Source organism: Streptomyces sp. NPDC028331, from assembly GCF_055565775.1.
Genome location: NZ_JBVHTR010000005.1, coordinates 205,715 through 216,532, shown reverse-complemented (window position 1 = coordinate 216,532; position 10,818 = coordinate 205,715). Strand labels below are relative to the sequence as shown.

At 72.3% G+C, this 10,818-nt stretch carries 11 protein-coding genes; 3 read left to right on the top strand and 8 right to left on the bottom strand.

The genetic code is table 11. The annotated features are described in order from the left end of the window. The first annotated feature begins 3 nt into the window (after positions 1–3). Positions 4–540, top strand: a complete 537-nt coding sequence (locus tag ACZ4SW_RS09005; protein ID WP_468239871.1) for an arginine repressor — start codon at positions 4–6, stop codon at positions 538–540. Positions 541–704: 164 nt separating this feature from the next. Here the strand turns inward: ACZ4SW_RS09005 and ACZ4SW_RS09000 are convergent, their stop codons facing one another. From ACZ4SW_RS09000 to ACZ4SW_RS08980, 5 genes are all read right to left on the bottom strand, one after another. After that, positions 705–1,442, bottom strand: coding sequence for an FAD:protein FMN transferase (locus ACZ4SW_RS09000; RefSeq protein ID WP_468240331.1), 738 nt, complete (start codon positions 1,440–1,442; stop codon positions 705–707). Positions 1,443–1,502: 60 nt separating this feature from the next. Next, a complete protein-coding gene (locus ACZ4SW_RS08995; RefSeq protein ID WP_468239869.1) occupies positions 1,503–2,297 on the bottom strand; it encodes an FMN-binding protein in 795 nt (264 codons plus the stop codon). A 29-nt stretch (positions 2,298–2,326) separates the two neighbouring features. Then, entirely contained in the window at positions 2,327–3,664 is a 1,338-nt protein-coding gene (locus ACZ4SW_RS08990) for a ferredoxin reductase family protein (protein WP_468240329.1), read from the bottom strand. 124 nt (positions 3,665–3,788) lie between these two features. Further along, positions 3,789–4,331: an FMN-binding protein gene (locus tag ACZ4SW_RS08985; protein WP_468239866.1), complete on the bottom strand. Its 543-nt coding sequence runs from the start codon at positions 4,329–4,331 to the stop codon at positions 3,789–3,791. Between the two features lie 8 nt (positions 4,332–4,339). After that, positions 4,340–5,689, bottom strand: coding sequence for a ferredoxin reductase family protein (locus ACZ4SW_RS08980; protein WP_468239864.1), 1,350 nt, complete (start codon positions 5,687–5,689; stop codon positions 4,340–4,342). A 208-nt stretch (positions 5,690–5,897) separates the two neighbouring features. Between ACZ4SW_RS08980 and ACZ4SW_RS08975 the strand changes: the two genes are divergently transcribed. Together ACZ4SW_RS08975 and ACZ4SW_RS08970 are read left to right on the top strand one after the other, a co-directional pair. Beyond that, positions 5,898–6,638 (top strand): response regulator transcription factor, encoded by a 741-nt coding sequence (locus tag ACZ4SW_RS08975; protein WP_468239862.1) that lies wholly within the window; start codon positions 5,898–5,900, stop codon positions 6,636–6,638. Continuing rightward, the gene (locus ACZ4SW_RS08970; protein WP_468239859.1) at positions 6,635–8,128 is read left to right on the top strand and encodes a sensor histidine kinase; all 1,494 of its coding nucleotides are present in this window, start codon (positions 6,635–6,637) and stop codon (positions 8,126–8,128) included. Before ACZ4SW_RS08975 ends, ACZ4SW_RS08970 begins: the two co-directional genes overlap by 4 nt. Positions 8,129–8,318: 190 nt before the next feature. On the opposite strand, the gene ACZ4SW_RS08965 is transcribed toward ACZ4SW_RS08970, so the two are convergent. The 3 genes from ACZ4SW_RS08965 to ACZ4SW_RS08955 form a co-directional block, all read right to left on the bottom strand. Continuing rightward, entirely contained in the window at positions 8,319–9,023 is a 705-nt protein-coding gene (locus ACZ4SW_RS08965) for a L,D-transpeptidase family protein (RefSeq protein WP_468239857.1), read from the bottom strand. Between the two features lie 3 nt (positions 9,024–9,026). Beyond that, on the bottom strand, positions 9,027–9,614 hold the full coding sequence (locus tag ACZ4SW_RS08960) for a pyridoxamine 5'-phosphate oxidase family protein (protein WP_468239855.1): 588 nt from the start codon (positions 9,612–9,614) through the stop codon (positions 9,027–9,029). Between the two features lie 113 nt (positions 9,615–9,727). Beyond that, entirely contained in the window at positions 9,728–10,651 is a 924-nt protein-coding gene (locus ACZ4SW_RS08955) for a hypothetical protein (protein ID WP_468239853.1), read from the bottom strand. Positions 10,652–10,818: the final 167 nt, after the last annotated feature.

The following is a 10,818-nucleotide window of genomic DNA, read 5'->3' as shown; positions in this document are numbered from 1 at the left end:
ACGATGAGTCACGCGCAGGACCACGACCACACGGGGCCCGCCGTGCCGCAGACCCGCACCGCACGCCACCGCCGGATCGTGGACATCCTCAACCGGCAACCGGTGCGGTCGCAGAGCCAGTTGGCGAAACTCCTCGCCGACGACGGGCTGAGCGTCACGCAGGCGACGCTCTCCCGGGACCTGGACGAGCTGAACGCGGTGAAGATCCGCAACAACGACGGCGACCTCATCTACGCGGTGCCGAGCGAGGGCGGCTTCCGCACGCCTCGCGCGCCGCTGGGGGAGTCGGCCAAGGAGGAGCGGATGCGGCGGCTTTCACAGGAGCTGCTGATCTCGGCGGAGGCCTCCGCGAACCTGGTCGTCCTGCGCACCCCTCCGGGCGCGGCACAGTTCCTGGCCTCGGCGATCGACCAGGCGGAACTGCACGACATCCTGGGGACGATCGCGGGGGACGACACCGTGCTGCTGATCAGCCGGGAGCCCACGGGAGGGCAGGCACTGGCGGACCACTTGCTGCGGTTGGCCCAGAACGGGCACTGAGGTACGCCGGGAAGCCCAGGCGCCGGGGCTGGGCGGGGGTGGGGCGCGCCACCCGTCGCTGACGGGGCGCCTCCGCCGAGCTCCTCGAGCGGGGGACCCCCAGCGCCGGGGGCGCCCCCAGGCTGTCAAGGCTCTGGGGAAGGCACGACTGCCCGCGTCTCAAGTCACCCCAGGCGCGCGGCGAGACCCCCCGTGCACCGCACCTCGTCCCCCGCGGTGATCAGCAGCGCCTCCACGTCCGGCAGTGACTCCAGCCACGCCAGCCCCGCCCGCGACCCCATCGCGAACGCCGCCGTGGCCCAGGCGTCCGCCCAGGTCAGGCTGGGACCCACCACCGTCACCGCCACCAGGTCGGTCACCGCGGAGCGCCCCGTGCGCGGGTCCACGATGTGCGCTCCACGCTCCGCGGTCCCCGACGTGGCCACGGCCAACCGCTCCGCGCCGGCCGCCGAGACCACCGCCGCCAGCCCGCCGGGCCGCAGCGGATCCGACACGCCGACCCGCCAGGGCCGGTGCGGTTCCGGCATGCCGTACATCTGCACGTCCCCGCCGCCGTTGACGCTCACCCCGCTCGCCCCGGCCGCCGCCAGACGCCCGGCCACCTGCTCGACGGCCCAGCCCTTCACGATCCCCGTCGGGTCGATCCGGCCCTCGAACCGGGTGCTGAACCAGCCGTCGCTGATCCGCTCCGCCTCCGCGCCGAGGGCGAGTACCTCGGCCACCTCGGGGTCGCAGTCCGCCACGGTCACCTCACCACGGGCGAGCCGCGAGACCTGGCTGTGCTCCCGGTAGGTGCTGAACACCTCGTCCAGCCGGTGGAGCAGGGCGACCGCCTCCTCCAGCGCGGCCCCGACGGCCTCGGGTTCGCCGCCGCGCACGTCGAAGGAGAAGACGGTCCCCATCACCTCTTCGGCGTGCCGCAGAACGAGCGGTGCCTCGCGGTCGGTCACCTGGTCCGCCACTCAGCCACCGGCCTTGTCGAGGGCCGACTGAAGGGACTGCTTGTAGCCGGTGCTGGTATAGGTCGCGCCGGAGACCGCGTCGATGTTCGCACTCTGTGCGCTCACCGCCTCCTGGTTGAGTTTGGGAACGGCCATGGCGGTCTTCTGGTCGCTGAGCCCGCCCTTGGGCGCCTGGACCGCCTCCGCCTTGGTGATCTTCCCGCCGCTCACGGTCAGGCGGACCTGGACGGGGCCGTACTGCGTCTGCGCCACGTTACCGGTGACCGCGCGGGCCTGGGCCGCCCCCGACGACCCGGAGCCCCCCGCGGAGCCGGACGAACCGCCGTCGGCGGACGCGGCCTTCGCCTTGTCGATCGCCGACTGCAGGGACTGCTTGTAGCCGCCGCTCGTGTACGTGGCGCCGGAGACCGCGTCGATCTGCGCGCTCTGTGCGCTCACCGCTTCCTGGTTGAGTTTGGGGACGGCCATGGCGGTCTTCTGGTCGCTGAGCCCGCCCTTGGGCGCCTGGACCGCCTCCGCCTTGGTGATCTTCCCGCCGCTGACGGTCAGGCGGACCTGGACGGGGCCGTACTGCGTCTTGGCGACATCGCCGGTGACGGTCCGGGTGCCGGCCTGCTGTCCGCTGCCGCCCTGTGGCGACTCCTGGGAGGCGGCGGTCTGCTGTGGGGCCGCACCGCCCGCAGCCTGGGCCGAGGCGGGACCCGAGGCCGGCTTCAGGGACAGCAGCAGGACGATCCCGGACACGGTGGCGGCGGTGGCGAGCACGACACGCCGCACGGGGTGGCTCTTCCTCATGTTCTTCCAGGCTCCTGGTTTCCCGTCGCTCACATCTCGAACGACTCGTGATGGATGCGGCGGGCGGGAACACCCGCGCCGCGCAGTGCTTCGTACACCTGCTGCGCGAAGCCGGGCGGCCCGCACATGAAGACGTCGTGGCGGTCGATGTCCGGCAGCTTCCGGCTCAGGGTCTCCGCCGAGATGTCCGGGCGCTCCCCGTCCGGGCTGTTGACCGCGTACATCAGCCGGGCGCCGCGCTCCTCCGCGATCTGCGCCAGCTCGTCCCACAGGGCCAGATCCTGGGTGGTGTTGGCGCGGTAGAGGAGGGTGATGTCGCCGGGGGCGCCCGGCAGCGTCTCGAACAGGGCCCGCATCGGCGTGATGCCGACACCGCCGGCCACCAGCAGCACCTTGCCCCGGCTGCGCCGGTCGGCGGTCATCGCCCCGTACGGGCCCTCCGCCCACACCCGCGTCCCGGGCTCCAGGTCCCGCAGCGCGGAGCTGTGGTCGCCGATCGCCTTCACCGTGATGCGGAGCATGTTGGGGCGGGGCGCCGCCGACAGGGAGTACGGGTGCGAGCTGAACCGCATTCCGGGGGCGAGGAACCGCCAGCGGAAGAACTGCCCGGCCTCCGCACCCATCCGGTGCAGCTTCCGCCCGGTCATCAGCACCGACACCACTCCGGGCGTCTCCTCCACGACCGCCTCGACCCGCAGCCGGTGGCGCAGGTTGAGCCGGATCGGCGTGAGGATCCGGTACCAGATCACCAGCGCGGTCACCGACCCGTACAGCGCGTACCAGGCGGTCTTCGCCTCCGGCTGCACGGCGAACTCGTTGCCGGTCGACAACTGGTGCCAGAACGACAGGTACGTGGCCGCGTAGGTGAGCAGATGGACGTGGTACCAGAGGTCGTAGGAGATCCTGCGCCGGACCGGGCCGATCGAGAGCAGGCCGATGAGGACGAGCAGGCTCGTGCCGACGGTGGCCTTGCCCACGTCCGGGAGCTGGTTGATCGAGTCGATCGTCTGCTGGACGATCCCGCCGAGCCCCTTGCCGCTCTGCAGGGCGTAGCCCCACATGGTCAGGAACAGGTGGGCGAGGACCAGACAGATGGTGTACCGGCCGGTCATGGCGTGCCAGCGGGCGACCCGGTCGGAGCCGACCCGGCGCTCCAGCGCGGGCACCCGCGCCATCTGCAGCACCACGAGGGCCATCAGATAGCCGGCGAGCAGGCCGGTGATCCGCCCCGCGTTCAGGATTCTGCTGTTGTTGTCGGCGATGGACGGCGTGTTCATCCACCACAGCCAGACGACGCCCGCCGCGCCCGCCCAGACGGCGAGCAGCAGCGGTACGGCGGGTGAGCGGCGTGGGCGGATGGCGCGCATCGTCTGGCGCCGCGCGGCGCGGCCACCGGCGATCGTGGACACGGTCTCCTCCGTGTTCCTCCATGGGACGGGCGAGGCCAGTGGCCCCCTTGGCCCAGAGGTACGTGGCGGAGCCGCCGGGCGTTCAACCCTTGACCGAGTCCAGCGCCGACTGGAGTGACTGCTGGTAACCCTGGCTCGTGTAAGTGGCGCCGGAGACCACGTCGATGCTCGCGCTCTGCGCGGCCAGGGCCTCCCGGGTGAGCTGGGGGATGGCGTAGCTGTTGATCTCCTGGTCCCTGGGGTTGTCCTGGGGGTAGGTGACCGTCGTGACGTCGGTGAGCCTGCCGCTCTTCACGGTGATCCGGACCTGGACGGGTCCGTAGCGGGTCTGGACGGACTCCCCGGTGACGGTTTTGGTGCCGGTCGTGGCCGATCCGCTGGATCCGCTTGAGCTGCTGGATCCGCTTGAGCTGTTCGAGCTGCTCGACCCACCGGACCCGCTCGAGTCGGCGGACCCCCCGGACCCGGCCGACGCGCTCGCACTGGTCGACGGCGCGGGCGCGGCCACGGCGATGCCGGGCGACGAGTGCGGCTTCATCGACAGCAGCAACACCATCCCGGAGACGGTCGCGGCGCTCGCCAGCACGATCCGGCGCAGCGGGCTCTTCCTCTTCAACGTGTGCATGACGGGCCTCACAGCTCGAACGACTCGTGGTGGATACGGCGGTCGGGGACCCCGGCGGCCCGCAGTGCCTCGTACATGTCCTCGGCGAACCCGGTCGGCCCGCACAGATACACGTCGTGGTCGGCGAGCTCGGGCACCGCGCCGTGCAGCGCACCGGGCGTGAGGCGGGGGCGTGAGCCGTCCTCGCCGTTCAGGGCGTACAGCACCTTGGCGCCCCGCCAGCGGGCTATGGCCTCCAGCTCGCCGCCGAGAGCCAGGTCCTCGGCCGTGCGCGCCCGGTACAGCAGCGTCACCTCACCCGGCAGCGTCTCGAACAGGGCGCGCAGCGGGGTGACGCCGACACCGCCCGCGATCAGCAGGGACCTGCCGGTGGTCTGCCGGTCGGCGGTCAGCGACCCGTACGGGCCCTCCGCCCACACCCGGGTGCCGGGCCGCAGCATGGCCACCGAGGTGCTGTGGTCGCCGAGCGCCTTGACCGTGATGCGGAGCCGGGTGCGGCGGGGCGGCGCCGACAGGGAGTACGGCGTGGACGTCCAGCGCAGGCCGTCCGTCAGGAAGCGCCAGCGGAAGAACTGCCCCGGCCGCGCTCCCAGCTCGTCCAGGTGCCGGCCGCGCATGACGACGGACCAGACGCCCGGCGCCTCCTGGTGCACCGACTCCACCCGCAGCCGGTGGCGCAGATTGAGCCGCACCGGGGTGAGGAGCCGGAACCAGACCACCAGGGCCGCGACCCCCAGGTAGAGCGCGTACCAGGCGGCCTGCGCGACCGGCTTCCCGACGAACTCGGCGCCCAGTGCGAGCTGGTGGCCGAAGGCGAAGAAGACCGCCACGTACGTCAGCAGGTGCACGTAGTACCAGAACTCGTGGCTGACCTTGCGGCGGACGGCCCGCGCCGAGGTGATCCCGACGGCGAACAGGACGATCGTGCCGAGGGTGGCCTTGATCATCTCCGGGTAGTCGAAGACGACGGTGATCGCCTCGTGCACCGGCGAAGCCCTGTCCTGGGCGGCGTACCCGGACAGGATCAGCACGATGTGCACCACCAGCAGACAGACCGTGTACCGTCCGGCCATGGCGTGCCAGCGCGCCACCCGGTCCGAGCCGATCCGCCGCTCCAGCAGCGGCACCCGGGCCATCAGGCCCACGAGCACCGCGCAGGAGTACCCGCACAGCAGTCCCGCGATCCGCCCCGCTCCGGTCAGCCAGCCCGCCGTGCCCGTCACCGAACCGGTGTTCTGCCACCACAGGGCGACCACGGCGGCCGCCCCCGCCCACAGCAGGGCCAGCAGGGGGACCGCCGGAGAGCGCCGGACGACCGGCGACAAGGGTGGCGCCTGCTGCTGGTAGACCGTGGTCATGATCTGTTCCTTTCGGGCGTATCGACCCGGCAACTGTGCAGGCGGAACTTCTGAGGCGGCTCTGAGGAACCTGAGCCCGCCCTGAAGACGACGGCGGGCAAGCGCGCTGGTCAGGGAACTCTCGCCGGGCCGGCCACGTCACTCATAGGGAACTCAGAGCGGCCCGCGTCACGGGTCGCCGCCGCCAGGGGGGATCCTGGTAAGCGCCATGAACACACCCCGCTCCGGCCGCCCCGCCCTCGCCCGCCCCGACGGCACGCCGCTGCGCGTCCTCGTCGTCGACGACGACCCCGACCTCGCCGAGGTGCTGTCCGGGGCCCTGCGCTACGAGGGCTGGGAGGTGCGCACCGCCGGTGACGGCGCCGCCGCCGTCGCCGAGGCACGTGACCTGATGCCCGACGCGGTGGTCCTGGACGTGATGCTGCCGGACACCGACGGGTTCGCCGTGCTGCGGGAGCTGCACGACGTGAAACCGGACGTGTGTGTGCTCTTCCTCACCGCACGGGACGCCGTCGAGGACCGTATCGCCGGCATCACCGCGGGCGGCGACGACTACGTGACCAAGCCGTTCAGCCTGGAGGAGGTCGTCGCCCGGCTGCGCGGTCTGCTTCGCCGGGCCGGCATGGCCCGCCAGCTCGAGGACGGGCCCCGGCTCACGGTCGGCGACCTGGTCATGGACGAGGAGGCCCGCGAGGTCACCCGGGCCGGGGAGCTGGTCGAACTGTCACCGACCGAGTTCGAACTGCTGCGCTTCCTGATGCGCAATCCGCGGCGCGTGCTCAGCAAGGCCCAGATCCTGGACCGGGTGTGGTCCTACGACTTCGGCGGCCAGGCCCACGTCGTCGAGCTGTACATCTCCTACCTGCGCAAGAAGGTGGACGCGGGCCGCGAGCCCATGATCCACACGGTGCGCGGCGCCGGGTACGTGCTGAAGCCGGCGGCCCGATGAGGGCCCGGCTGCGCGAAGCGGTACGGCGCCTGCCCAGGCCGCGCACCCTGCGCGCCCGGCTCACCGCCGGGCTCGTCGTGCTGCTGGCGCTGAGCTGCGCCGCCGTCGGGGTGGCCGCCGTGGTGGAGCTGAACGGCTTCCTCACCGGCCGGCTGGACCAGCAGCTACGGGACGTCGGCCCGCGGTTCGCGGCAAGCCTGGAACACGGCGTCAAACCCTCGGACCACGACGGTGACGAGCACGCCGACACACGCAAACAGTCCTCCGGCACCTTCGGTGCCCGGCTGGTCGGGGGCAGGGTCACCAACGTGGGGCTGGTGCACCCCGGCAGTGACGGCTCCGATCTCAGTGCCCCGCTGAGCACACGGGACAAGCGCACGCTCGCCAGGGTGCCGGTGGACGGCAGGGGGCACAGCGTCTGCCTGTCGTCCCTCGGCGAGTACCGCCTCGTCGCGACCGGCGGCCTGGACGGCGACGTGCTGATCACCGGGTTGCCGCTCGAGCCGGTGGACGCCGCGGTGCACCGCCTGGAACTCGTCGCCGCGGTGGTCTTCGGCGCGGCCCTCACGGTCACCGGTGTCGCGGGCGCCCTCTGGGTGCGCTGGTCCCTGCGCCCGCTCAGCCGGGTCGCCGCGACCGCCACCCGGGTCAGCGAACTCCCGCTCGCCAGCGGCGAGGTCGCGCTGCCGCCGCGCGCCCCCGAGAGCCACCCGCGCAGCGAGGTGGGCCGGGTCGCCGGTGCCTTCAACCGCATGCTCGGCCATGTCGAGGACGCGCTCACCAAGCGGCACGCCAGCGAGGAACGGCTGCGCAGCTTCGCGGCCGACGCCAGCCACGAGCTGCGCACTCCGGTCGCCTCGGTCCGGGGGCACGCCGAGCTGGCGCTGCTGCATCCCGGCCCGGTGCCGCCGGAGGTGACCCGCGCCCTGGAGCGGATCGCCGCGGAGTCGGGACGCATGGGGGAGATGGTCGACGACCTGCTGCTGCTGGCCCGGCTGGACGCGGGGCGCCCCCTGGAGCGGCGCTCCGTCGACCTGACCCGCCTGGTCCTCGACGCGGTCACGGACGCGCGGGCCGCGGGCCCCGGCCACGGCTGGACGATGGAGCTGCCGGAGGAGCCCGTGACCGTGACGGGGGACGCGCACCGCCTCCAGCAGGTGCTGGCGAACCTGTTGGCCAACGCGCGTTTGCACACGCCCGTGGGCACCAAGGTGACCGTGTCCCTGGAGACGGACGGCACGACAGCCGTGCTCACGGTCCACGACGACGGACCGGGAGTCCCCGCCGACATCCGGCCGGGCGTCTTCGAACGCTTCACCCGGGCCGAACACCGCCGCCGCCCCGGACACCAGGGCGGTGGAGCGGGCCTGGGCCTGTCGATCGTCGCGGCGGTGACCGAGGCGCACGGGGGCACTGTGGGCCTGGAGAGCCGCCCCGGGGCCACCACGTTCACGGTGCGCCTGCCGGCCGACCGGGCCGGCGACGGCTGACCGCCGCCGTCCACGCCGGTGACCGCTGATCGCCGCCGTCCATGCCGGTGACCGCTGATCGCCGCCGTCCATGCCGGTGACCGCTGATCGCCGCCGTCCACGCCGGTGACCGCTGATCGTCGCCGTCCATGCCGGTGAGCAGTGATCGCCGCCGGCCCGGGCGGGTAGCGAGTGATCGCCGTCGGCCGGGCTAGTAACGAGTGATCGCCGTCGGCCCGCTCGCCGTCCCGATCGCGATGTGCGGCCGCCGCCCGGGATCCGCCCACGCCAGGATCCGCTCCATCGCCGCCTCGGGCACGGAGACGCAGCCTTCGGTCGCCCCCTTGCCGTCGACGTGCAGGAAGATGCCGGCACCGCGCCCCCGCACCGGCAGGTGGTAGTTGAACCCGATCACGAGGGCGTGGTCGTACTGCGGGGCGTACGTGATCAGGTGTTCCGACTCGGAGGCGCGGCAGTCGGCGGGGAGGGGCTCCGTCCAGCGGTTGTAGGAGAGCGACTCCGTGTCCTGGCACCACCACGTGTCCTGGCGCACCCGCCGGTACGGCGCCCTCGCGCCCGCGGGCGCGGCCTTGATGCCGAACGCGAACGGCAGGTCGTACAGGCCCGTCGGTGTCGTGCTCGTGCCCTGTCGGCGCGAGCCGCCCTCCACAAGCCCGTTCGCCCCGAAGCGCGCGGGTGCCGAGCCCGCTCTGACCCACCGACCGCCGGTGCCGTCCCACCAGGTGACCGTCCCCGACGTCGCGCCGGTCGTGGCGGCCTCCGCGATGATCAGCTGGGTGCCGCCGCCGGTGTCGGCCATCCGTTCGGGCACAAGGGCGTCCTCCGCGGGGTCCGGCGCCGCACCGGACAGAAGGAGGGAGGCGGAGGCGAGGGCGGCGACGACACCGGGGCGCATGCCTCAGAACGTAGCCGGGGGGAGGGGCAACGGCAGTCCCGGCAGGCCGTCCAGGCTGGTCGCGATGTGTTCTTTCCCCCGAAAGTACCTGTCGAGGGAGGCGTCGTCCTCGCGCGCGAAGCGCTTGCCGTGCAGATCGCGCTCGTCCTCGTACGACATGAAGGGCACCGCATAGCCACAGGTGTCCCGGATGAGCTCGGCCGTGACGACGATGACGGCGCGCAGACCGTGGCGGGTGGGGTCGATGTCCGGGAAGCGGGCCAGCAGATCCTCGAAGCGGGGGTCGTCGCGGAAGACGGGCTCACCGCGGCCGTGCACGCGCACGATGTTCGGTGGGCCCTGGAAGGCGCACCACATGAGGGTGATCCGGCCGTTCTCGCGCAGATGCGCGATCGTCTCGGCGTTGCTCCCGGCGAAGTCCAGATAGGCCACGGTGTGTTCGTCGAGCACCGCGAACGATCCCCTCAGTCCCTTCGGGGAGAGGTTGACCGTGCCGTCGGCGGCCAGGGGCGCCGTGGCCGTGAAGAACAGGGGTTGTGCCTCGATGAACGTCCGCAGCCTGCCGTCAATGCGCTCATACGTCTTTCCCATGCGGGCATTATCGAGCAGGGTCTTTCGGCTGTCTAAGGAATTGGTGCGTCCGGTCGTCCCGGAACCCGTGGCCGCCCCGGCCGGCGCGCGGGGCGGCCACGGTGCCTGTCACGTCACTTGGTGAGCGTGCAGGCGGCCAGGGAGTCCAGGCCCTGCGGCTTGGCGGACGTCCGGCCGATCGCGATGGCGATGCGGTCGATGGTGGACTTCCGCTTGTCCGCCAGCGGGCCGAGGATCGCGTTCTGGACGAAGTTCGGTCCGCCCTGGCCCACCGAGGAGGCGAGCCGCTTGTCGGCCTCGTCGATCTGGGTGTTGAGCAGGGTCAGGTTGCGGTCGACCTCGGCCTGGGCGGAGGCGGGGATCGCGGGGAGCTGGGACTTCACGTCCGGGCAGGAGATGGTGCCCGCGGCGGAGGCGCCGCCGGCGTTCCCGGCGTTCCCCTTGCCCCCGGCCTTCCCGGCGTTCCCCTTGCCCCCGGCCTTCCCCTTGCCCCCGCCGTTCCCCATGTTCCCGTTGTTGCCGCCGGCCTGCTGGGTGGCCGAGGCGCTCGCGCCGGCGTTGCCCGCGGCGCCACCGGCATTGCCCGCGGCGCCACCGGCGTTGAGGGCGCACGGAGCCAGGGCGTCCAGGCCCTGCGGCTTGGCGGCGGTGCGGCCGATCGCCGTGGCGATGCGGTTGATCGTCGCCACCCGCTTGTCCTTGAGTGGTCCGAGGATCGCGTTGTTGACGAAGTTGGGTCCGCCCTGGCCCACGGTGTCCACCAGGCGCTTGTTGGCCTCGGCGATCTGGGTGTCGAGCAGGGTCAGGTTGCGGTCGACCTCGGCCTGGGCGGAGGCGGGGATCGCGGGGAGCTGGGACTTCACGTCCGGGCAGGTGATCGTGCCGGGCCCCGCAGCCAGGGTCCGGGCGCCGTTGCTCTGGGACGTCTCCCCCGCGAGGGCGGAACCGGCGATGACCGCGCCGGAGAGCACCACCGCGGCGGCGCCGCCGATGATCGCCACGCGGCGCTTGTTGTACTTCGGAAGAGCCCTGGACATGAAGATGCCTCACTCGGGTCGGGATGACTGCTGTGACGAACACGGCAGTCACTGGCGTGACTGCCGTGAAAACGCGGCGCCTGCGTTCGGCGAGAGATACGGGAAAGCGGTTGCCCGTGTTCAACGGGTTCGCAAAGCGCCGGTCGCATTGACGAATCATGCAGAGT